Raw genomic sequence first — 21970 nt, 5'->3', positions numbered from 1 at the left:
GCAGACATTGCTGGGGAGGCCACCGCGTTTCCACGCGGTGGCCTGATACGAAATTACTTTTTGAGCTGATCCAGATCCCAACAGCTGTTCGTCGACATCGTTTCCTTGCTGATGATCTTGTTTGGCGTGTACAGCGCGAACTTCACGGCGCCTGCCGCTTCTTTCGATTGCAGCAATACCTTGATCGCGTTGTTGAGATCGCGGCCCTGGCCTTCGACGTCGTAGGAAATGACCTCCTTGAACGTTCCGTTTTCCACGCCCTGGCATGCCGTCTTGTTGCCGCCGCCGGATGTGATCAGATAAATATCCTTGCCGGACTCCTGGATCGCGGCGCCGGTTCCGGCGTCCATCACATCCCAAAACCCGACGATGCCACACAGGTCTGGATTCTGCTGGATCACCGTCTGCGCGATGCCGCGCGCCTTCGACTGATCCCAGTCGCCGGTCTGGCTGGAAACGATCTTGATGTCGTCATGACCCTTCAGCGTCTCGGAGATCGCATTGAGCTGATAGACGCTGGCCGCTGCTGTCGCCGGCCCCTGGATGATCGCGATCTTGCCGCTTTTGCCGCTCGCCTTGCCGCACTTCTCGATCATGCGATTGGCAGCATACTGGCCGATGCCATACCAGTCCGCCCCGACAAATGCGTCCGTCTGGTAACTCGACTTCATGTTGACCTGGATCACCTTGATCCCTGAGTCCTCGGCCTTCTTCAGCGTGCGAGCGTAGGACGCAACGTCGAAATTCTGGACCACGATGACGTCGGGCTTTTCGGTGATCGCCTGGGTCAATGCACGCGTGCCGGTATCCGTGCTCCAGTTGGCGTCGCGGATATCGAGGGTGTAGCCCAGCCGCTTCGCCTCCTTTTGCATGATCGCCGCCCACCCCTCCGGCAGATCGAAACTCATGGACATCGGCACGAAGACGACCTTCTTGCCGGCGAGTGAATCAAGCGTCGGCTGTCTCAATTCGTCGACCATGCCGTCCTGCGCATGGGCAGCTCCAAATGAGAGAATGCCGGCCACTACCGCTGCCGCGGCAAACTTCGCTATCATCATGTTGGTTTCCTCCCGTTGGATGATATTGAGCGTCAGATATCCCCCTGTTGCGACGTCTGTTCATCGCGAGGGTTGAGGAGTGCGTCCACGATCAAGGCGCCAAGCAGCACCGTGCTTTTGACCAGGTTCTGGACGGTGTAAGAGATGTCGAGGATCGTCATGCCGTTGAGCAGGAGGCCGATCAGAATCGTGCCGACCAACACGTTGCGGACACCTCCTCGTCCACCAGTGAGACCGATGCCACCCAGAATGACCACCAGCAGAACGTCGTAGATGAGTGTCGAATTGACCATCCTCATGTTCATGCTGGCGACGGAGGCCGCCGTCACGCAACCGGCCAGGAAGGCCATCACGCCCGAGAGCACGTATTGAAGAATGATGACCGGCCTGACGGGAATACCCGTGATCCGTGCGGTAGAGATGTTGTCGCCGATAGCGTAGATGAACCGTCCGAATCCTGTCCTGCGAAGAAAGAAATAGAGGGCGGCGGCGCACACTGCGAAAAGCCAGATCGGGATCGGGATGCCTAGAAAGCTACCGCGCCCCAGAAACAGGAACCAGTTCAGATTGTCCGGCACATTGTTGACATCAAGCGTGGCGATCACGCCGCGCCCTAGTCCGTAAACGATCGCCGAAACAGCAAGCGTTGCGAAGATCGCGGGGATTTCGACATAGGCAATCAGAAAGCCCATGATGATCGCGACGACGATGACGAAGGCAAGGCCGAGCACCAAAGCCGTTGAAAAGGCGTAGCCCTGGTTGGCGAGAACAATCGAGAACGTCAGCGACACGGCCATCACCGCGACCAGCGAAAGATCCACACCGCGGCCGATCACGACGACCGCCATGCCGAGGCTCAGCATCCCGAGCATGGCGACATTTCGGATCAGATTGAGGAGGTTGTCCCGGCTGAGAAAGTTGTCGAGCGTGATCGAGAAATAGGCGAAGAGAGCGATCGACACGAGGAATACGATCAGCTCCTGCGTCACGCCCACGCGATGGCCGACGCCTTTGCGCGCGGCATTCGATGCCAGGTTTTGAGGAGTGCTAGACACGGTCACTTCCCCTTCCCGGCGAAAGCAGCAAGGCCACGCTTGGCATCGTCGCTCCTGAAAGTCCGCTGTCCCAGTATCGCTTCTTGGCGGAACGCCTCTGTCAGCGGCAGATCCTGCAACGTGAGTGCTGCTTCCTTGATCGTCTGGACGGCGGTTGGGCTCAGGCTTGCAATATGGTGCGCTGTTTCAAGAGCGACACGCTCGACGTCCTGGCTATCCACCGCCTGATTGACCACGCCTTTGGCGAGCATCTCGGCCGCCGTAAAACGCCTCGCGGTCAACATGATCTCCATCGCGTGAGCGTAACCGATCTGCCTGACGAGACGCACCAGCGTCCCGCCGGCAGGCACAAAACCGAGCGTCGCTTCAGGCAGCTGGAAAATGGCGTCACGCGCCACAATCCGGATATCGGTCGCGAGCATGATCTCGAAGCCACCGCCAAAGCACATGCCCCGGATCGCGCTTATGATCGGCTTGAAGAACCCGGGGAACTTGATATGGGCCGGGTCCCAGGCGGAAATGTCGAAAGTATCCGCGGCAAGCGCCGGAATGGATTCCTTCAGGTCGGCCCCGACGCAAAAGGCGCGCTCGCCGCTGCCCGCGAGGACGACTGCCCGAATGGCATCATCATCCTTGGCGGCCTTGAAGACACGGCCCAGATCGTCATACATGGCCAAGGTCAGCGCATTGAGCTTCTCCGGTCGATTGATCCGGACAGTGGCAACGTAACCGTCTTGGGTAAGATCAATCCCCATCTAGATCGCCCCCCCGGCCTTGAGCGCATGCAGCTCCTCTGGAGAAAGGCCGGCCAATTTCCCAAGGATCAGTTCATTGTGCTCTCCTGGCGCGGGCGCCGATTGGGGCGCGGCCTCAACCGCTCCCGAAAGCTTTATCGGCAGCCCAAACATGCCGATAAGTTTGCCGGCAATCGGAACTTTGACGATCATGTTCCGCGCGGCGATGTGCGGGTCCTCAACGACTTCCGCAATGGTCTTGATCGCGCTCAGCGGGATCTTGTCGCCCGCAATTTCCTCCAGTTCGGCCTTGGTGTAGCGGCTGAACCAGCGGTTAAGCAGCGGATTGACCTTCGTCTCCGCCACTATCGGATCGAAGCGCTTCTCCATCGTATCGATCGCAGGGTCGGACGCCTTGTCCGACTCGCCGAAGAGAGTGCAGGTAATTGCCCAAAACTTGTCCGTGTAGCCTCCGAAGAACACGTAGCCGTCCTTGCAGGGAAACTGGCCGTAAGGTCGCACGAAGGGATGTTCATTACCGAGTGGTGACGCGATCTCGTTCTTCGCCGTGTAGCGGACAACGGCATTTTCCGTCAGCGTAAGCACGGAGTCCTGCTGCGATATGTCGACTACCTGACCGAGGCCGTTTTTGTCCGCCTCGCGCAGTGCGGCGAGCGTGCCGATAGCAGCATACAAGGACGCCGCGAGGTCGCCGATGATGGTGCCCACGCGAACCGGTGGCCGGTCCGCGTAGCCGTTCATCGACCACAACCCGCCTGAAGCCTGCCCGGTGTTGTCATAGGCAGGCTTTGATGCGTTTGGACCGTTGCGACCATAACCGCTGATCGCGGTATAGATCAGCTTGGGGTTTTCGGCTTTGAGGACTTCGTAGCCGAGACCCAGTCTGTCCATGGTTCCCGGTCGAAAATTCTCGACCAGGACGTCGGCCCGGCGTACGAGCTTTTTTAAAAGCGCCTTGCCTTCAGCGGATTTGAGATTGATCGTAATTCCGAGCTTGTTGCGATTGAACTGCGAAAAAAATGCGCTGAGTTCCTCTCCGTCTTCACCGACGAAAGGCGGGAAACTGCGGGCGTAGTCCGGTTCGTCAGGATGCTCAACCTTGATCACGGTCGCGCCAAGGTCAGCCAGCAACATCGAGCAGAACGGGCCGGCGACGACACGTGTGATGTCGAGAACAGTCAACCCGCTCAAGGGGCCCGTCCGTGTTGGAATCGCGTCATTCTGAAGTGTTTCGGTCACGTCATTCTCCCGGAAAACAAGCCTGGGAGATATCTGCCCGGATTCTTGGATCGCGCAATGAACATTGCCGGCCCGCCGCATCGCCGACCGACAGCAAGTGATTTTTCAGCATCACGGTACCGCATGATCTCAGACCTTTTCCGCCCTGATCAGCTCAAGTACATCCTTGGCGCGATCGACGCGCACGTCATGGTTTGCAGACAGCGTCGACGCCACCCTGTCGATCTCGTCACCGGTTGCGCCGGCCACAATTGCGATGTTGCGGGCGTGCAGCGCCATATGGCCTCGCTGGATGCCCTCGGTGGCCAATGCACGCAATGCCCCCATGTTCTGCGAAAGCCCAACTGCCACCGCCACCTCGGCAAGTTCCTGGGCACTCTCAACGCCGAGGATCTTGAGGGCGGCACGGGCTGCCGGATGGGTCTTTGTCGCACCACCCACAAGGCCCAGAGCCATGGGCATTTCCAGAGTCCCGACAAGATGGCCCTTGGCATCGAGTTCCCACGTCGACAACGAGGTGTAGCGGCCTGAGCGCGAAGCCCACACATGCGCGCCCGCTTCTATGGCGCGCCAGTCATTGCCAGTGGCCACCACGATCGGATCGATACCATTCATGATGCCCTTGTTGTGGGTGGCGGCGCGGTAGGGGTCGACGATGGCAAAGGCACATGCTTCGACAATGCCGCGGGCGATACGATCACCCTTGTACTCTTCGGTCTGCAGCGTCTCGGGGGCGACTGTAACCATTGCGCGGGCGATGCGCAGATCGGCAAAGTTGGACAGAATGCGAAGTCGCACGACGCCGCCGGTTATCGCTTCGATCATCGGCGCGACGGCTTCGGCCATTGTATTGACCGTGTTTGCGCCCATGGCATCACGCACATCGACGATCAGGTGAACGACAACCATGGGGCCGGCAGCCGTCTGATCAAAGACGTGGACTTCGACATCGCGGCAGCCTCCGCCAAGCGATATCAGGACCTTGTCCTTGACATTTGCGGCAGCAATGATCGCCTCTCGTTCCCTCAGGATGCGGGCCCGCGCGCCGTGCGGGTCGCGCACTTCAAGAACTTGCACCTGTGCCCGCATGATCGGCCCGGTGCTCGAGGTGAAGAAGCCACCACTCTTGCGGGCAAGACGGGCCATGTACGACGCTGCTGCCACGACAGATGGCTCTTCGACGGCCATCGGGATCAGGTAGTCTCGGCCATTGATTGTAAAATTTGTGGCCACGCCGATCGGCAGCTCAAACGTCCCAATGACGTTCTCGATCATGCCATCGGCCAGCGCAATCGGGAGGCCGCCGCCTGCAAAAACGCTGCGTTCAGTATCGGTGAGCGACATGACATCGCCCACCCGGCCAAGTCTCTCGGCTGGTGAGAGATTCCGCAGGTTCTCGATGCGCGAATTTATGGTGGAACGCGTTCTGCCGTTTTCTGTATCGGTCACAGGCGCCTCCCACGCGATGTGTAATTTTTCTTCTTGAAACAAGAATGATCATTGTTACCATCTCACGAAAGGTACAGATCACAGAATTTGTCTGAATCTGTACCCATAGGAGGCGACGTTGAGGGCGACAAATCCAAACGGCAAATCCGGTGAAACTCTTGCAGAGAATGTCGCAGCGCGGCTGGTCCAGGACATTGCATCGGGCAACCGGGCGCCAGGAAGCAAGCTCCCTTCGATCAGGAATGCGGCCCGCGAATACGGCGTGTCGAAGAACACCATTGTCGAAGCTTACGACAGATTGGCGGCATCCGGTCATGTGACGCCGAAGGCACGGTCCGGATTCACGGTCAGCAAGACTGCGCAAACGAATGGAACGAGGCCAAAGCACGTATCGGAAGCCGTCGACATCGCTTCGCTTCTCAATGCGCAGTTGGAGGAGAGTTTCGAGATTCGAGTTGGTGACGGCCGCCCACCCCCGGCATGGACCGAGGAGTCCGAGATAAGGCGTCATCTTGGGTTGTTCGGTCGTGGCCCGTCCCCGGGAGCGGACGCTTACGGGTCCGCCTGGGGCTTTCCGCCTCTGCGGCAGCAGATTGCGCGACGCCTGGTAAACCAACACATTCAAGCGACTGAAAAGGAAATCCTGCTCACGTTCGGTGCCAATCATGCGCTCGATCTTGTCGTTCGGGCGTTCTTGGCACCTGGCGACGTCGTGCTCGTTGATGAGCCCGGATATTACCCTCTCTTCGCCAAGCTCAAACTGGCGCAGGTCAGAGTTATTGGCGTCCGGCGCCTGCCTGACGGACCAGACATCGAAGACTTTGCGGAGAAGGTTTCGGCGGAGCGGCCAAAACTGTTCTTCACGCAGTCAATTGGCCACAACCCAACCGGCAGTTCCATCAGCTTGTCTGTCGCGCACTCTATTCTCACGGTTGCGGCGAAGCACAACGTAACCATCATCGAGGACGACCCTTTTGCGGATCTCTCCCTCGTTCCTCCCAATCGGCTTGCAACGCTCGACCAACTCAACCACGTGATTTCGATAGGCACCTTTTCCAAGACCCTGTCCGCGAGCTTGAGGTCAGGCCATATCGCAGGCCGCACCGACAAGGTCGCTGCACTTGCAGAACTGAAGATGCTGACAACAGTGAACAGCTCTGGCCACGTCGAACGGCTCCTTCACCGCCTGACATCCGAAGGCCACTATGATCGCCATCTCAAGCGCCTCGCACAGCGTATCGAGACGGCAGCAACTCGCGTTCATTCAGCCCTCAGCCGGAATGGTTATTCGATCTTCGCTGGCAACGGTGGTGGCTACTACCTCTACCTCATGCTGCCAGGAGGCATCGACGACATAGAACTCGCCCGACTGGGCGCCAAGGAGAGCATTTTCATAGCGCCTGGAAGCGTCTTTTGCATCGACAAACAGAGTCCAATGGCCGCCGGGATCCGCATAAATGTGTCACGGGCGGATGACGAAAGGTTTTTTGACTTTCTGCTGCGAAAACTCTCCTAGTTGTGGGCACCAAGTACAATAAATACCGGCGCCCGCAAGGCACTAGACGACTGCCATGCAGCAACGATTTCGGGCGCTCCGACAGCCCGCGCGGTCTCGTCAGCTCGGCTTCCGTCCCTGATGCAGCATTCGGACCACCGCGGATGGGGACAAGGGAGTTGCGCTCGGTAATCGATCCTTCAACCGTCGGGCCCGGCGTGGCGCCGGTCGAATAGCCCGCGCCGATCGAGAACTCGCCGCTCGATTTCTCGACGAGATTGACCACGACCACGACATGGTCGGGCTCCGATCCCGGCTCGGCTGATATGTCGACCTTCTCGAAATAGTCCAACGCCTCCAGCCGCTTCTTTGCGCGCTGAATAAGGACCTGGTTGAAGGCGTCGCCTTCGCTGACATCGAATTCGCGGCGCACCATGTAGTCGCGATGTAGTCGCGCGTCCGCTCATTGCCGCGGATCTCGATACGCTCGATATAGGCCTTGGTGCCCTGGTCGATCGTGTAGACAACCGAGATGGTGTGGTTGTCGAAGTTTCGCGCGCCGCGCGGCGTCACCTGGGCAACAACTATAGCCTAGTGAAAATAAATCCCGCCGCAGACGTTGAGCGCCTGTCCGGTGACGAAGGCCGACTGGTCGGAGGCGAAGAAGCAGACCGGCCCGACAATGTCCTCGGGATAGCCGAGACGCTTCAGCGCCGCGACCTCTTCCCAGTGAACCGGGTGTCAGGATCGAGCCTCTGAAGCCCGCAGCCGAGATAGCACGGGACATGGTCAAGATCGTCCTGGACGATCATGACCTTGCGACGGGAACCGAGATTGCGGTTCTGGTGTCCGGCCTCGGCGCAACGCCGGTCAACGAACTCTACATCCTCAACGACACGATCGAACAGGAGATCACCGGACGCGGGCTGAGCATCCACAAGACCTATATCGGCAACTATTTCACCTCGCTGGAAATGGTCGGCGCCACACTCACGGTCATGGCGCTCGACGCCGAACTGAAAAGGCTGCTGGATGTGGACGTCGATTGTCCCGCAAGGTTCTAGGAGATAGGCAAATGCAGCATTTTGACAACGCTTCCGCTGGCGACATCGTTCTTTCGGTGGCGGACCGGATCATTGAAAACCGGGCCTATCTGAGCGAGATCGACGGCAAGATCGGTGACGGCGACACGGCGTCAACATGGCCAAGGGCTTCGGCATGGCCGCGGAAAGGATCCGGGGCAACGACATGTCGCTGGCCACGGCGTTCGATACGCTGGGCACCGTGCTGATGACCGAGATCGGTGGTTCCATGGGTCCAAGCTCGACCTCGACCACATGCTTCCGTCAGAAGTTTTCGCCGCTGCCGCGTCGGCCTTTCTCGATGCTGTCGGCGCCTCCACAGGGCCGCTTTATGCGACAGCGTTCCGAAGAGCGGCACAAGCCCTCAAACAAGATGAACGCCTTTCAGTTGCCGACCAGGCGGCAATCGTCGAGGCAATGACGACCGGCATCATGGAGCGCGGCAAAGGGCAGCGCGGCGACAAGACAATGCTGGATGCCTGGATCCCCGCAACGGAAGCAGCCGCCAGCGCACGAGCCCGCGCGGCTTCAAGCCTGGAAATGTGGAACAGCATCGTGGAGGCCGCGGAAGCCGGCGCGAATTCGACACGATCCATGGTCGCTGCACGAGGCAGGGCGGCCAGGCTCGGCGAGCGATCCCTGGGACACATGGATCCGGGCGCGGCCTCGGTCGTCATCATCCTGCGCGCAATGAAGGACACCTTTGGTGAACCGCAAGAATAGGTCGGTCCTGGTGGCCCTGGCCATCGGCCACTTGATCGCGGATCGCCTTGGTGGTGTTGCTCTCAGCGCTTGAAGAGCCTCATACGGGCAAGCAGATCATCCCCCAGCACGATCCTATGGAAAAGCGCGGCAACCCCGTGCAGGGTCACGACTGCAAGCAGCGCGAACGCTCCGTAACGATGAAGGCCGAGCGCGAAGTCCCCCACTCTGCCGACCCCGTAATCAACGGCGCTATCTGCACCGCGTTGAAGAAGTTCACGCCCTGGCCACGCGCGAACAGGAAAGCCACGCCCAGAAAAATGGCGCAAGGACTAGGTCGCTCGGCACAAAATTCTACAGAAAAATCAATGATTTGGAGAATCAATTGATGGTACCGTTGGCTGGGATCGATATGCCTAATAAGCTGTTGTTTTTATTGTGCTTTTTACGCTCTCCTGCTCGATTTGTATCACAATAGGTAGCACAATAGGTAGCACATTCTCGGCGACTTCACGGATATCGCAGTCGTGGCGTCGAAGCCGGCTGCAGCACATCTCGGCGTCCTGACACAATTCGTGCCGCTTGGCTGAACGCTCTTCATGTGGAAGGACATGGTCGGCCTGGAGGGACGTTTCCGAAACTTGGATACGTCCATGACCCACATTGATCCGCGCCCGCCTCAAGCAATTTCGAAGACTGTGAGATTTCCAGTTTAGCCCTGCTGCGTTTGATGCTCCAGCGCCACAAGCGTGCCGGCGTGGCGTGGTCTGCCGCGGTGGCCCGCGTCCTGGAATCACTTACCCGAGAGTCTGACTGGCGAGTGCGTAAGTCATCGGTGCAACTGCGCCGTCGACGGCAAAATCGGAGAGGCGTTTGCCCATCGACATGGTGAGCACCGTGTCGAAAACAGGCATTCCGCTGTGCGACAGAAAGGTGGCGAACTCGCCATGGTTCATGTGGGTGTCGATCCGCAGGAAAGACCCGGAATGGTCGGCCACGTGCGGATGGACGATCGCCAAAGCGTCGGCGTCGCTTTCCGCCACGACCGGCCCCACCACGTGGCCCCGTCCGAACGGCCGGCAGAGCGCGAATGCGTTCAGCCTGCCATCCTTGAAAAGGCCATAGCCGGCCGAGTGTGCGAAAAGCCTTTCGATGAGTGCCGCCCGCCTCACGCCAAATCCTGCCGCGTCGAGCGCGATCGCTGCGGGAATATCACTTGGGTCCAAGGTCCTAACATCGCGCATGTCTGTCGGGCTACTTGTCGTCTCTAGGCGGGCGATGCCCTGGCATTGATAAACGGTCTTCTCCGGCTGGAAGTCGAGCGAGAGATAGAGCCGCCTTGCCGCGCGCGTTGCATTGAGACGCAGATCGCAGCCGCTGACGTTCTCGAAGACCCGCTTCATCAGCCATTGCCCCGCCCCCAGCGTCTGAAGTCGCGGCGAGGTGATGACCATGCCCACGGTTGCGAAATCGGTACCATGCGCGAACCACATGGCCGAACCGAGAGCCCGGCCGATCTCATCGAGCGCCACGAACCCGTGTCCGGACTGGCGCAGGAATTGCCAGTCTTCGGCACGATGCGGCCATCCCACGGAGAGCGAGAGTGCGTGCAGGCGGTCCAGTTCAACGCCTTCGATGTCGCCAATCCGCATCGAGAAGGTATCGATTTTCAAGCTCCCGGACGGCTTCAATTCCATGCCCCTGAAAGATTATCGCACTGGAAGGCGACGCACCGATGGCCACCTTCCGCCCGCCAACGCTAAACAAGCAGACCGGTACAATTTGCTCGAAAGTCGAGCAGCAACGCTAGATTCGACTGAAACACTTCCGCTTTCGGCACGCAATCGCGAAAGAACGCGCACATCCTCTACCGAAATCGAGCAGCCGTCGGCATCGATCCCGGCAAACCCGAAATGCTTTGAGGGCTGGAATGGACGTCTTCGATATCCTCGACCGTCTTGTCGCCTTTCGATCGGTCGCCGGCAAGCCGAACGGCGATATCGCCGGCTGGATCGAGGCTTATCTCGCAAAGCACGGAACGCAGGTCACCCTGCTTCGAGGGCCGGAAGGCGACCGGTTCAATCTGTTCGCGACGATCGGCCCCGCCGACGTCCCTGGATACATTCTGTCCGGCCACATGGACGTCGTCCCCGCCAGTGAGCCGCAATGGAGTTCAAGCCCTTTCGTGCTGCGCAAGGAGGGCGAAAGGCTCTATGGACGCGGCACCACGGACATGAAGGGGTTTCTTGCCGCGGTGCTCGCGGCGGTGTCTACCTTGGCAGGGCTGCGCCTTTTCAGGCCGATCCACCTCGCCTTCTCCTATGATGAAGAGGTGGGATGCCGGGGCGTGCCGCACCTGATCGCCCACCTTCCCGAGCTCTGCGCGAAGCCGCTCGGCGTCATCGTCGGCGAGCCGAGCGGCATGCGCGCCGTGCGCGGTCACAAGGGCAAGGCGGCCGCCCGCGTGTCCATCAAGGGACGTGCAGGCCATTCCTCACGGCCGGACCTGGGGCTCAACGCCATCCATGCCATGGCCGATGCGCTGAGCGCGGCCGTGACCGAGGCCGAACGGCTGATGCACGGTCCGTTCGACGCGGCCTTTGAGCCGTCCTACTCCTCGCTGCAAGTAGGCGCCGTGGCCGGGGGACAGTCGGTCAACATCATTCCCGAAATCTGCACTCTGGACCTCGAGGCGCGCGCCATACCCGGTATCGACCCTGCCAGCCTGCTCGCGCCCGTCAAGGCTCGGGCCGAAGCCCTCGCGGCCGACGGATTTCTGGTCGAGTGGAAGCCGATGAGCGCCTATCCGGCGTTGTCGCTGCCGCAAGACGCGGCGCTAGCGGCACTGCTGACCGCACTGACCAGCGAAGCGCCACTCGCCGCCGTCAGCTACGGCACGGAGGCCGGGCTTTTCCAGGCCGCCGGCTTCGATGCGATCATCTGCGGCCCCGGCGACATCGACCGCGCCCACAAGCCGGATGAGTACATTCTCACCAGCGAACTCGCCACCTGCCAGCGAATGATCGAGGCACTGGGCGCCCGTTGCGCTGCTTGAGGAGGTGCCGGAATGACATTCCTGTTCAATTCGGATGCGCGGCGCGGGGTGATCTTCGCCGATGCCTTCGCAAGGGAACTACCGGACGTCCCCTTCGCCATGGACGCCGCGACGGTCGATCCCAATGCGGTGCGCTATCTCATCACCTGGACCGTACCGGATAACCTCGCCCGCTACAGGAACCTGGAGATCCTGTTTTCCCTCGGCGCAGGCGTTGACCAATTTCGCTTCGATGCGGTGCCGACGAAGGTGAAGATCGTGCGCATGATCGAGGAAGGCATCTTGCGCATGATGCAGGAGTACGTGACGCTGGCCGTGCTCGCCCTGCACCGCAACCTGCCGGCTTATGTGACGCAGCAACGGGCCGGTGAATGGCGTGACATCCACCAGCCCCAGGCTGGGTCGCGCCGGATCGGCGTGCTCGGCCTTGGGCAGCTTGGCAAGGCCGTTCTCGACCGGCTGAAGCCCTTCGGTTTCCCGCTCGCTGGCTGGAGCCGCTCGCCGCGGCGAATGGAGGGCGTGACCTGTCATCATGGCGAATTCGGACGGGAGCAGATGCTGGCAACCAGCGACATACTGATCTGCCTGCTGCCGCTGACCGAGGATACACGTGGTTTCCTGAATGACAACCTGTTCGCGAAACTGCCTGAAGGGGCGGCCATCGTCCACACGGGCCGGGGGCCGCAGCTCGACCACGAAGCGCTTGTCGCCGCGCTCGACAGCGATCATCTTTCAGCCGCGATGATCGACGTGACCGATCCTGAACCGCTGCCCCCGAGCCATCCATTCTGGTCGCATCCGAAGATCATTTTGACGCCGCATGTCGCCAGCGTCACCCAGCCGGCGACCGCTGCACGCGCCGTCATCGACAACATCAGGCGCCACCGCGCGGGTCTCGATCCCACTGGGCTCGTCGATCGGTCGCGCGGTTATTGAAATCCAACCCGAAAGGCCCTCCTTTGTCCCTGCTCAAGAGCGTCGATACCAATCCAGCCTTCCCGCCGCGCGAATCCAAGGCACTGCCCGAACGGCTGATTGCCGGCGACCCCGCTTTCAAGACCTGGGCGCAGGACGCCGCCAAGGGCGACCTTGTCCATACCGGCGTCTGGGAGGCGACGCCGGGGGAGACGCGCTCGATCAAGGGCGACACGTTCGAGTTCTGCCACATCCTCTCCGGCGTGATCGAGATCACGCCGGACGCTGGCGAGAGCGTGACCTACTGCGCCGGCGACAGCTTCGTGATGAAACCTGGCTTCACCGGTGTTTGGAAGACCATCGAAACGGTACGCAAGATCTACGTAACCGTAGGGTAACGGGTGCGAGCGAGGCACGTGGCCTCCGCAACAGATTTTGCCGTCTGTTATCGCCGGCACACAACAATCATCCGCGACCGATCGTCGAACGGTGCATGCTGCGCTGTTGCTCGCGATAGGCTTCTCCCGAACAACCGCGAGTGGCGCCCATGGGACTGAGCTTCGATCCCGATACCGTCTCCCTTCCCGTCGGCCACTTTATCGGCGGGGAGCTGATCGCGGCCGAGGGTGCGATCGAGATGCGCCGACCCTCGGATGGCAAGGCATACGCCGCCAGCCCCGTGGCCGGCGTCGATATGGTCGACCGTGCGGTGGAGAGCGCCAAGGCGGCGCTGAAGTCCAGCAACTGGGGCGGCGTTCGGCCGCGCGAGCGCACCAGGGCACTCCAGGCCTGGGCCGACTTGATCGAGGCAGAAGCCGAAACGCTGGCCAGGATCGAGGCGCTGTGCTCGACGCGGCCCGTCGGCCAGCTTGTTGCCGGCGATATCGCCATAACGGCCGAACAGATCCGCTTTTTTGCCGAGTTCGCCGACAAGGAAGGCAGCGAGCTCGTGCCGACCGACGACGCCAGTCTCGGCATGATCATGAGCGAGTCCTATGGTGTGGTCGGCGCGATCACGCCCTGGAATTTTCCCATCTCGATGGCCGGATGGAAGCTCGGCCCGGCGCTGGCCGCGGGCAATGCGGTGGTGCTGAAGCCGTCGGAAATGACGCCCTTTTCAGCAGTCTACATGGCTCAACTCGGCATCAGGGCAGGCTTACCGGCAGGGCTCATAAACGTGGTGCTGGGAGACGGTACGACGACCGGGACGGCGCTGACCGGCCATCCCGAGATCGCCAAGGTCAGCTTCACCGGCTCGACCCGCGCCGGCTCGGCCATCATGGAGAACGTCGCCCGCACCGGCGTCAAGCCGATGACGCTGGAACTCGGCGGCAAGAGTCCGCAGATCGTCTTTGCCGACGCCGATCTGGACAAGGCCGCAATGGCCATCGCTGGCAGCGTCACCTTCAATGCCGGCCAGGCCTGTGTGGCCGGCACGCGCCTGATCGTCGAGAACAGCATCGCCGACAGGCTAACGGCTGCCGTCCTGGAACGCATCAAAACGGTACGCCCGGGCCCGACCTGGGACGAGGCGACGCAGTATTCGCCTGTTATCTCGGAACGGCAGCGGGCACGTGTCGACACCATCGTGCGGGCCGCGATCGAGGCCGGCGGCGAATGCCTGACCGGTGGCGGCGTCATGGACAGCCCCGGCTTTTTCTACCAGCCGACGCTGATCACTGATGTCGACCAGGCCAATCCGGCGATCGTCGAGGAGATCTTCGGCCCGGTCCTGACCATCCAGACCTTCGAGACCGAGGAAGAGGCGCTGGCGCTGTCCGCCCATCCGACCTACGGACTGGCGTCCGGCCTGTTCACCTCCGACCTGTCCCGCACGATCCGCTTCGCGCGCAAGCTTGAGGCGGGCACCGTCTGGGTCAACCGCTACAGCCGCTCGCGCGACCATATCCTGCCGACCGGCGGCTACAAGCGCTCCGGCATCGGCAAGGACCTGGGCCGTGAGGCTTATCTCGCCAACCGCAGGACCAAGAGCGTCCTGATTAGCCTGTGAAGAAGAGATGCCGATGAAGTCCTATTCGATCGCCTTGATCCCCGGTGACGGCATCGGCCGTGATGTGACCGCCGCCGCCTGGACGGTGCTGGAAACGGCCGCCAGAAACTTCGACTTTGCCCTGGCGGGCGCCGAGTTCCCCTGGTCCAGCCGCTTCTTCAAGGAAACCGGCCGCATGATGCCCGAAGACGGCATCGAGACCTTGCGCGGCTTCGACGCCATCCTTCTCGGCGCGGTCGGCTGGCCGGCGGAGGTGCCGGATTCCGTTTCGCTGCACGGTCTGCTGCTGCCGATCCGCAAGGCATTCGTGCAATATGCCAACATCCGGCCGCACCGTCTGCTGCCGGGCGTGACAGGCCCGCTGCGGGCGGAGAACTTCGACATATTGTGCATCCGTGAGAATACCGAAGGCGAATATTCCGGCGCCGGCGGGCGCGTGCATCAAGGCACGCTGGACGAGGTCGCCGTGGAGACCTCGATCTTCACCCGCGCCGGCGTCGAGCGCATCCTGCGCTTCGGCTTCGAGCAGGCGCGGACACGGCGCGGAAAGCTCGCCTCCGTTACCAAATCTAACGCGCAGAAATACTCGATGGTTTTTTGGGACGAGATCACGCGGAAGCTGGCCGCGGATTATCCTGATATCGAAGTCACCAGCTATCATGTCGATGCGCTTGCCGCGCGCATGATCATGGCGCCGGAAAGCCTCGACGTGGTCGTCGCCTCCAACCTGTTCGGCGATATCCTCACCGACATCGGCGCGGCGATCCAGGGCGGACTCGGTTATGCCGCCTCCGCCAACATCAATCCCGACCGCTCGGCGCCGTCCATGTTCGAGCCGGTGCACGGCTCGGCCCCCGACATCGCGCATCTGGGCATCGCCAACCCGATCGCCACCATTTGGTCCGGCGCGATGATGCTCGATCATCTCGGCGAAACGGCCGCGGCCGGCCGTGTCATGAAAGCGGTCGAAGCGACAACCGCGCGCGGCATTGGGACCACTCCGGACAAAGACAGGACGGAGGCCATCACGGCCGCCGTCGTTGAGTCGCTCACCTGATTGCAAGGTTGTTTTCGATGAGAAGCCTGAAAGACAAAAGTCTCTTCCGCCAAGCCGGCCTGATAGGTGGCGAATGGGTCGCTGCCGGCTCCGGCAAAACGGTCGATGTCCTGGACCCGGCGACCCAGGCGCCGATCGGTACAGTGCCCGACATGGCCGGTCCGGAGACCCGCGCGGCGATAGAAGCCGCGGCTTCCGCCCAAGGGAGCTGGAAGAAGAAGACCAACGCCGAGCGCGCTGGGCTGCTGGAAGCCTGGCATGGCCTGATGCTGGCGCACCTGGACGATCTAGCGCTGATCCTGACAACGGAACAGGGCAAGCCGCTGGACGAGGCCAGGGGCGAGATCCGCTACGGAGCGTCCTTCGTCAAATGGTTCGCGGAGGAAGCGCGTCGCATCAATGGCCACACCATCCCCTCGCCGACGCAAGACCGCCGCATCATCGTGCTGAAGGAACCGGTCGGCGTCTGCGGCATCATCACGCCGTGGAATTTCCCCAATGCGATGATCACCCGCAAGGTCGCGTCGGCGCTGGCCGCCGGCTGCACGGTGGTGATCAAGCCATCCGAGTTCACGCCCTATTCGGGGCTGGCGCTCGGCGTGCTTGCCGAACGGGCGGGCATCCCCGCCGGCGTCATCAACATCGTCACCGGCATGCCCACGGAGATCGGCAACGAGATCATGGCGAACGGGGCCGTCCGCAAAATCTCCTTCACCGGTTCGACACGGGTCGGTTCGCTGCTGATGCGCGGCGCGGCCGACAGCGTGAAACGGCTCAGCCTCGAACTCGGCGGCAACGCACCCTTCATCGTTTTCGACGACGCCGATCTCGACCTCGCCGTCGAGGGTGCGCTGGTCTCGAAATTCCGCAATGGCGGCCAGACCTGCGTCTGCGCCAATCGCCTCCTCGTCCAGGCCGGTGTCTACGAAACCTTCGCCGCGAAGCTTACCGCCCGCGTCAATGCCATGACGGTCGGGCCTGGCACACAGCCCGGCGTCGCCATCGGGCCGATGATCAACATGGCGGCGGTCGAGAAAATCAACCGCCACGTCGAGGACGCCCTCGCCAAAGGTGCAGCGATCATCACAACGAGGCCGGCATTGCCCGACGGTGCTCAGTATGTCGCGCCGCTGGTGCTGACCGGCGCCACAAAAGAGATGCAGCTTGCCGGCGAGGAAACGTTCGGTCCGGTCGCGCCACTCTTCCGGTTCGAGACGGAGGAAGAAGCGATCGCGCTGGCCAATGGCACGCCCTACGGGCTTGCCTCCTATTTCTACACCGAGAACCTGAAACGCGCTTGGCGCGTCGGCGAGGCGCTGGAATTCGGCATGGTGGGGCTTAACACCGGCTCCGTCTCGATGGAAGTTGCCCCTTTCGGCGGCATTAAGCAGTCCGGCCTCGGGCGTGAGGGGGCGCAGGCAGGCATCGAGGAATATCTCGAGATGAAGAGCTTCCACATGGGCGGACTCAGCTGAGGCAATTTGGCTGAAGCCCGACCGGTCGAACCGACGGTCACTGAATCCGGTCGAGCGCCTTGTAGTAGAGGCCCACCATCGGCAGGAACCAGGGCTTGCCGGAATAGCCGGGAATGGCCGGCCACTCGAACCCCTTCATCGGATTGCGATCCTCGCGGCCGAGCATGGCATCGGCCATGATTATGCCGAGATGCGTGGAAAGCTGCGCCCCGTGGCCGGAATAGCCCATCGCGAACCAGACACCGTCATGGTAACCGGCCCGCGGAAAGCGGTCCTTGGTCATGTCGACCAGCCCACCCCAGCAATAGTCGATCTCGACCTTGGCGAGTTGCGGAAAGATCGCGGCGAGGCCTGCCCGCAAGATCTGTCCGCTCCTGGCATCGGAGCGCTGGTCCGATGTCGCCGAGAAACGTGCGCGACCGCCGAAGATCAGGCGGTTATCCGGCGAAAGACGAAAGTAGTTGCCGATGTTCATCGAGGTCACACATGTCCGGTTGCCGGGCATGGTTGCGGCGATCTCGGCGTCGCTCAATGGCCGCGTGGCGATGATGAAGCTGCCGACGGAGATGATCCTGCGGCGGAAATAGCCGAAGTCAGGCGTCGTGTAGGCGCCGGTCGCCACCAGCACATTGTCGGCGCTGATCCGGCCTCGGGAAGTGGTGAGCTCATGCCGCTTGCCGGCCTGTTTGCGGTCCGTTACCGCCGCATTCTCGTGGATGATTGCGCCGTGGCGGGCGGCCGCAGTGGCCAGGCCCGCGACATAGCGGCCCATATGCATCATGGCGCTCTTCTTCGACAGCATCGCGCCGTGGAAGGGTGAACCGATCTCAGACTTGAGATCCGCCGCCGACAGCAGCGCCGTATCCGGATCCACCTCGGCGTGAAGGGCTTCGAAATTGCGGGCGATTGATTCAAAATGCTGGGGCTTGGAGGCAAGCTTCAACTTGCCGGCTCGACGGAAGTTACACTCGATGCCTTCCTCGGCGACCAGCGCCTCGATGGTGTCGACGGAGTCGTCCAGCGCCCGGTAGAGCGCGATTGCACGTTCCTTGCCGAGCTCCGCCTTGGCCGAGAGGTAGCTGTGGGCGAGGCCGTTGTTCAGGTGCCCGCCATTGCGTCCGGACGCACCCCAGCCCACCCGCTCCGCCTCCAGCACCGTCACTCTGGCGCCGGCCCTCGCCAGCCGGTGCGCGGCGGCAAGGCCAGTGAAGCCGCCGCCGATGACGGCGGTATCGTAGTGCCCCTCGACCGGGCCTTGCGCCCCGCCGGAAAAGACAGGGGCGGTGTCGTGCCAGTAGGAGACGAACTTCATTGGCAATCCGCCTGTTTCTAAAGACCGACCACGCCTGCAAGACCCGAAATGTCCGATATCTCGACGTAGCCGTAATACGGGTTGGCCGGTTCGTGGCCGCGATTGACCCAGACCTTGTTCTTGATGCCGAGATCGTGTGCCGACATCAGGTCGTAGCGGAATGAGGACGAGCAGTGAAGAACATCTTCCGGACCGCAACCCAACCTATCGAACATGTATTCGAAGGCTTTGAAACGAGGCTTGTAGGCCTGCGCCTGCTCGGCCGTGTAGACGGCGTGGAACGGCGCGCCGAGCTTCTCGACATTGGACATGATCTGCGCGTCCATGGCGTTGGACAAAATGACCAGCGGAATTTCCTTGGCGACCTTGGCGAGGCCGGCCGGGACGTCCGCGTGGGGACCCCAGGTCGGGACGCGTTCATAGACCATCCGGGCGTCGTCGGGGCTGAAGGCGACGCCGTTGCGCTTGCAGGTGCGCTCGAGCGCATTGTGGACGACGTCGGCATAGGACTTCCAGTCGCCCATGATCTCGTCGAGCCGGTAAGCCGCGAAGTTCTTGATGAACTCCTGCATACGCGGTTCGTCGATCCGGCTGCCGTAAAGGTCGCGCGCCGCTTCCGCCATCTGGAAATGGGTCAACGTGCCATAACAGTCGAAGGTGATGTATTTGGGCCTGGAAGAAGCCATGTCCGTCAATCTCCGGTGGAAACGTTGCGATGCGCTTCATCATAAGCCGGCGGGCGACGAGCCACCTGACCGAAATGGGCCTGCCGAAAGCAGAAAGTTCCGTATTCGCCGTCGGGTTTGGCACGCTGTAGCATCTTGACGGCCAATGAGAGCGCCTTTCGCGACCTGAAGGGCACTCATCGTGGGCGGCGCCAGCACAAGATGCGGCGCACCCCTCGCGCTACGGCGAAAGATACCGCCGAAACCAACGCCTTCAGACGATCTGCGGCGCGCCGATCGTCGAGACTTGGCTTCAGACGGAAGGATGCCTCATGCAGCAGGACGAGATCGAAATCCGGACCTTCGCACCGGAGCATATCGAGGGCGCGGTGGCGCTTTCTCGCCAGGAAAATTGGCCGCACCGCCCGCAGGACTGGCAGATGGCGCTGCAGCTTTCTAGCGGCGCGGTCGCGCTCGACGGCCACGGCCAGGTCACCGGGACCATCCTGGTTACGCCCTATGGCGCGGATTGCGCCATGATCAACATGGTGATCGTCGACAGGAACGTGCGAGGCAAAGGGCTCGGGCGCCGGTTGATGGAACAGGCCTTCGCCCTTGCCGAAGACCGTCCGCTGCGGCTTGTCGCGACGACGGACGGCATGCCTCTCTATGAGAAACTGGGCTTCGTACCCTCTGGCACCGTCCTGCAGTATCAGGGCAAGGTCGCAGAGCTTGACGCCCCTGAAGGCGTGGAAGCAGCAAGTGCCGATGATCTGCCGACGATCAGGGCAATGGACCGCGAGGCCTATGGCGCGAACCGAGAAGCTCTGATCGATGCACTGGCCGAGCGCGGCGAATTCGCGGTCATCCGCCGCAACGGCGTCATCGAGGCCTATGCAGCGATCCGTCCGTTTGGACGCGGCGAGGTGATCGGCCCGGTCATCGCCGGAAATGTCGTGGACGCCAGGGCGCTCATCAGTTTCTTCGCCACATCGCGCCCCGGCGCCTTCCTGCGTGTGGATACCGACAGCCGGACCGGGATCGCCGATTGGCTCGGGAAAATCGGCCTCGTCCATGTCGGCGGCGGCGTGACCATGGACCGTCCGTCCAGGAAGGACGCGGCACAGGCCCGGCCAAAAGTTTACGCCCTCGCCAACCAGGCGCTCGGTTAGTCCGGAGGATAACAATGCTCGCCAATTCCCTGATCGAACTCGACCGTGCCCATCTTATTCATCCGGTCTCGTCTTATCGCGGCCACGAGGGGCTTGGCGTGCGTGTGCTGAAATCGGCGAAGGGCGCGACTGTAACCGATGCGTCCGGCCGGCAACTCGTAGACGGTTTCGCCGGTCTGTGGTGCGTCAATGCCGGCTACGGCCACGACAGCATCGTCGAGGCAGCGGCCCGGCAGATGCGCGAGCTTCCCTACGCCACCGCCTATTTCGACCTCGGCTCAGAGCCAGCCATCCGCCTCGCCTCGGAACTGGCTGAGCGCGCGCCAGGTGACCTCAATCACGTCTTTTTCACGCTTGGCGGGTCGGACGCGGTCGACAGCACGATCCGTTTCGTCCGCTACTATTGGAATGCCAGAGGCGAGCCGCAACGCGACCAGTTCATTTCCATTGAGCAGGGCTATCACGGGTCGTCGGTGGTCGGCGCGGGCCTGACCGCCCTGCCCGCCTTTCACGCCGGCTTCGGCATCCCCTTCGAATGGCAGCACAAGATTCCTTCCCCCTATCCCTATCGCAACCCCGTGGGCGAGGACGGCAACGCGATCATCGCCGCATCGCTTGGCGCGCTGAAGGCCAAGATCGAAGCGATCGGACCGGAACGGGTCGCTGCCTTCTATGCCGAGCCAATCCAGGGCTCGGGCGGTGTCATCGTTCCGCCGAAAGGCTGGATCAAGGCCGTGCGCGAGCTCTGCAAGGAGTACGGCATCCTGTTTATTGCCGACGAAGTCATCACCGGCTTCGGCCGCACTGGCCCCCTGTTCGCCTGCACGGAGGAGGACATCGTTCCCGATTTCATGACGACCGCCAAAGGGCTGACGTCGGGCTATGTGCCAATGGGCGCCGTGTTCATGGCCGATCATGTCTACGACGTCATCGCCGATGGCGCGGGCGCTTCAGCCGTCGGTCACGGCTACACCTATTCCGCCCATCCCGTCAGCGCCGCCGTCGCCCTCGAGGTGCTTAGGCTCTACGAAGACGGACTTCTGGAGAACGGCCTCAAGGCCGGCGCTCGTCTGATGGCAGGATTGGTTGGTTTGAGCGACCACCCTCTCGTCGGCGATGTGCGCGGTCGAGGCATGCTTGCCGCGATCGAACTGGTGGTCGACAAGCAGAAGAAGACCCCGCTTCCAGCCTCGGCCATACCGGCGCGGCGCGTCTTCGACAGGGCGTGGGACAATGGCTTGATCATCCGTGCCTTTGCCAACGGGGTTCTCGGCTATGCCCCTCCGCTCTGCTGCACCGACGACGACATCGATGCGATCATCGAGCGCACGCGCCGGACCCTCGATCAGACACTGGACGATCCCGACGTCCGCCAGGCCCTGGCATGACGGGCGACGAATACCGCGTGTTTCGAAATAGCGCCGGGGCAGGCGATTTCGCAATTTTGTGCCGCCCCCTCACGCCTTTTCGGCG

Annotated in this window: 18 protein-coding genes and 4 pseudogenes; 12 read left to right on the top strand and 10 right to left on the bottom strand. The window is 61.8% G+C overall.

The window, feature by feature from the left end; genetic code table 11:
* Positions 1-53 precede the first annotated feature (53 nt).
* The 5 genes from EJ076_RS11375 to EJ076_RS11355 all read right to left on the bottom strand — a co-directional run bounded on the left by EJ076_RS11375 (position 54) and on the right by EJ076_RS11355 (position 5556).
* The gene (locus EJ076_RS11375; RefSeq protein ID WP_126067875.1) at positions 54-1058 is read right to left on the bottom strand and encodes a sugar ABC transporter substrate-binding protein; all 1005 of its coding nucleotides are present in this window, start codon (positions 1056-1058) and stop codon (positions 54-56) included.
* Between the two features lie 32 nt (positions 1059-1090).
* On the bottom strand, positions 1091-2053 hold the full coding sequence (locus EJ076_RS11370) for an ABC transporter permease (RefSeq protein ID WP_206438815.1): 963 nt from the start codon (positions 2051-2053) through the stop codon (positions 1091-1093).
* 62 nt (positions 2054-2115) lie between these two features.
* On the bottom strand, positions 2116-2868 hold the full coding sequence (locus EJ076_RS11365) for an enoyl-CoA hydratase/isomerase family protein (protein ID WP_126067874.1): 753 nt from the start codon (positions 2866-2868) through the stop codon (positions 2116-2118).
* Complete coding sequence (locus EJ076_RS11360) at positions 2869-4107, bottom strand: CoA transferase (RefSeq protein WP_245463019.1); 1239 nt, start codon at positions 4105-4107, stop codon at positions 2869-2871.
* Positions 4108-4236: 129 nt separating this feature from the next.
* A complete protein-coding gene (locus EJ076_RS11355; protein WP_126067872.1) occupies positions 4237-5556 on the bottom strand; it encodes a hydroxymethylglutaryl-CoA reductase, degradative in 1320 nt (439 codons plus the stop codon).
* A 118-nt stretch (positions 5557-5674) separates the two neighbouring features.
* Between EJ076_RS11355 and EJ076_RS11350 the strand changes: the two genes are divergently transcribed.
* On the top strand, positions 5675-7072 hold the full coding sequence (locus EJ076_RS11350; protein ID WP_126067871.1) for a PLP-dependent aminotransferase family protein: 1398 nt from the start codon (positions 5675-5677) through the stop codon (positions 7070-7072).
* A 151-nt stretch (positions 7073-7223) separates the two neighbouring features.
* Here the strand turns inward: EJ076_RS11350 and EJ076_RS11345 are convergent.
* Together EJ076_RS11345 and EJ076_RS11340 are read right to left on the bottom strand one after the other, a co-directional pair.
* Positions 7224-7630, bottom strand: a pseudogene (locus EJ076_RS11345) (POTRA domain-containing protein); the annotation flags it as partial.
* A 12-nt stretch (positions 7631-7642) separates the two neighbouring features.
* Positions 7643-7780, bottom strand: a pseudogene (locus EJ076_RS11340) (SDR family oxidoreductase); the annotation flags it as partial.
* Positions 7781-7782: 2 nt separating this feature from the next.
* Between EJ076_RS11340 and EJ076_RS11335 the strand changes: the two are divergent.
* The 3 genes and pseudogenes from EJ076_RS11335 to EJ076_RS11325 all read left to right on the top strand — a co-directional run.
* Positions 7783-8115: pseudogene (locus tag EJ076_RS11335) on the top strand (dihydroxyacetone kinase subunit DhaK); the annotation flags it as partial.
* Between the two features lie 11 nt (positions 8116-8126).
* Positions 8127-8856, top strand: a pseudogene (locus EJ076_RS11330) (DAK2 domain-containing protein).
* A gap of 47 nt (positions 8857-8903) precedes the next feature.
* Complete coding sequence (locus EJ076_RS11325; protein WP_126067870.1) at positions 8904-9224, top strand: hypothetical protein; 321 nt, start codon at positions 8904-8906, stop codon at positions 9222-9224.
* A gap of 408 nt (positions 9225-9632) precedes the next feature.
* Here EJ076_RS11325 and EJ076_RS11320 read toward each other — a convergent pair whose 3' ends face one another.
* The gene (locus EJ076_RS11320) at positions 9633-10532 is read right to left on the bottom strand and encodes a GNAT family N-acetyltransferase (protein WP_126067869.1); all 900 of its coding nucleotides are present in this window, start codon (positions 10530-10532) and stop codon (positions 9633-9635) included.
* A gap of 233 nt (positions 10533-10765) precedes the next feature.
* Here EJ076_RS11320 and argE point away from each other — a divergent pair, with 233 nt between their 5' ends.
* The 6 genes from argE (at position 10766) to EJ076_RS11290 (ending at position 17348) form a co-directional block, all read left to right on the top strand.
* On the top strand, positions 10766-11890 hold the full coding sequence (argE, locus tag EJ076_RS11315) for an acetylornithine deacetylase (protein ID WP_126067868.1): 1125 nt from the start codon (positions 10766-10768) through the stop codon (positions 11888-11890).
* A 12-nt stretch (positions 11891-11902) separates the two neighbouring features.
* Positions 11903-12826, top strand: coding sequence for a glyoxylate/hydroxypyruvate reductase A (locus tag EJ076_RS11310; protein ID WP_126067867.1), 924 nt, complete (start codon positions 11903-11905; stop codon positions 12824-12826).
* 23 nt (positions 12827-12849) lie between these two features.
* Entirely contained in the window at positions 12850-13203 is a 354-nt protein-coding gene (locus tag EJ076_RS11305) for a cupin domain-containing protein (RefSeq protein WP_126067866.1), read from the top strand.
* Positions 13204-13352: 149 nt separating this feature from the next.
* Positions 13353-14816 (top strand): aldehyde dehydrogenase, encoded by a 1464-nt coding sequence (locus EJ076_RS11300; RefSeq protein ID WP_126067865.1) that lies wholly within the window; start codon positions 13353-13355, stop codon positions 14814-14816.
* 13 nt (positions 14817-14829) lie between these two features.
* Positions 14830-15873 (top strand): tartrate dehydrogenase, encoded by a 1044-nt coding sequence (locus EJ076_RS11295; protein ID WP_126067864.1) that lies wholly within the window; start codon positions 14830-14832, stop codon positions 15871-15873.
* A 17-nt stretch (positions 15874-15890) separates the two neighbouring features.
* Positions 15891-17348 carry an NAD-dependent succinate-semialdehyde dehydrogenase gene (locus EJ076_RS11290; RefSeq protein WP_126067863.1) on the top strand — a complete coding sequence of 486 codons (1458 nt, stop codon included), beginning with the start codon at positions 15891-15893 and terminating at the stop codon, positions 17346-17348.
* Positions 17349-17385: 37 nt separating this feature from the next.
* On the opposite strand, the gene EJ076_RS11285 is transcribed toward EJ076_RS11290, so the two are convergent.
* Together EJ076_RS11285 and EJ076_RS11280 are read right to left on the bottom strand one after the other, a co-directional pair.
* The gene (locus tag EJ076_RS11285) at positions 17386-18660 is read right to left on the bottom strand and encodes an FAD-binding oxidoreductase (protein WP_126067862.1); all 1275 of its coding nucleotides are present in this window, start codon (positions 18658-18660) and stop codon (positions 17386-17388) included.
* A 17-nt stretch (positions 18661-18677) separates the two neighbouring features.
* Positions 18678-19346 (bottom strand): haloacid dehalogenase type II, encoded by a 669-nt coding sequence (locus tag EJ076_RS11280; protein WP_126067861.1) that lies wholly within the window; start codon positions 19344-19346, stop codon positions 18678-18680.
* A gap of 311 nt (positions 19347-19657) precedes the next feature.
* Here EJ076_RS11280 and EJ076_RS11275 point away from each other — a divergent pair, with 311 nt between their 5' ends.
* Entirely contained in the window at positions 19658-20497 is an 840-nt protein-coding gene (locus tag EJ076_RS11275; protein WP_126067860.1) for a GNAT family N-acetyltransferase, read from the top strand.
* Between the two features lie 14 nt (positions 20498-20511).
* On the top strand, positions 20512-21885 hold the full coding sequence (locus tag EJ076_RS11270) for an aspartate aminotransferase family protein (protein WP_126067859.1): 1374 nt from the start codon (positions 20512-20514) through the stop codon (positions 21883-21885).
* Positions 21886-21970 lie beyond the last annotated feature (85 nt).

It is taken from the genome of Mesorhizobium sp. M7D.F.Ca.US.005.01.1.1, from assembly GCF_003952545.1.
Lineage (GTDB): Bacteria > Pseudomonadota > Alphaproteobacteria > Rhizobiales > Rhizobiaceae > Mesorhizobium > Mesorhizobium loti.
This window is presented reverse-complemented; position numbering and strand designations above follow the sequence as displayed.

What these genes read in the sequence shown, in the direction of transcription:
- EJ076_RS11375 (WP_126067875.1), bottom strand. Translation starts at nt 1,058, where the DNA reads ATGATGATAGCGAAGTTTGCCGCGGCAGCGGTAGTGGCCGGCATTCTC.
- EJ076_RS11365 (WP_126067874.1), bottom strand. Translation starts at nt 2,868, where the DNA reads ATGGGGATTGATCTTACCCAAGACGGTTACGTTGCCACTGTCCGGATC.
- EJ076_RS11320 (WP_126067869.1), bottom strand. Translation starts at nt 10,532, where the DNA reads ATGGAATTGAAGCCGTCCGGGAGCTTGAAAATCGATACCTTCTCGATG.
- argE (WP_126067868.1), top strand. Translation starts at nt 10,766, where the DNA reads ATGGACGTCTTCGATATCCTCGACCGTCTTGTCGCCTTTCGATCGGTC.
- EJ076_RS11310 (WP_126067867.1), top strand. Translation starts at nt 11,903, where the DNA reads ATGACATTCCTGTTCAATTCGGATGCGCGGCGCGGGGTGATCTTCGCC.
- EJ076_RS11300 (WP_126067865.1), top strand. Translation starts at nt 13,353, where the DNA reads ATGGGACTGAGCTTCGATCCCGATACCGTCTCCCTTCCCGTCGGCCAC.
- EJ076_RS11295 (WP_126067864.1), top strand. Translation starts at nt 14,830, where the DNA reads ATGAAGTCCTATTCGATCGCCTTGATCCCCGGTGACGGCATCGGCCGT.
- EJ076_RS11290 (WP_126067863.1), top strand. Translation starts at nt 15,891, where the DNA reads ATGAGAAGCCTGAAAGACAAAAGTCTCTTCCGCCAAGCCGGCCTGATA.
- EJ076_RS11285 (WP_126067862.1), bottom strand. Translation starts at nt 18,660, where the DNA reads ATGAAGTTCGTCTCCTACTGGCACGACACCGCCCCTGTCTTTTCCGGC.
- EJ076_RS11280 (WP_126067861.1), bottom strand. Translation starts at nt 19,346, where the DNA reads ATGGCTTCTTCCAGGCCCAAATACATCACCTTCGACTGTTATGGCACG.
- EJ076_RS11275 (WP_126067860.1), top strand. Translation starts at nt 19,658, where the DNA reads ATGCAGCAGGACGAGATCGAAATCCGGACCTTCGCACCGGAGCATATC.
- EJ076_RS11270 (WP_126067859.1), top strand. Translation starts at nt 20,512, where the DNA reads ATGCTCGCCAATTCCCTGATCGAACTCGACCGTGCCCATCTTATTCAT.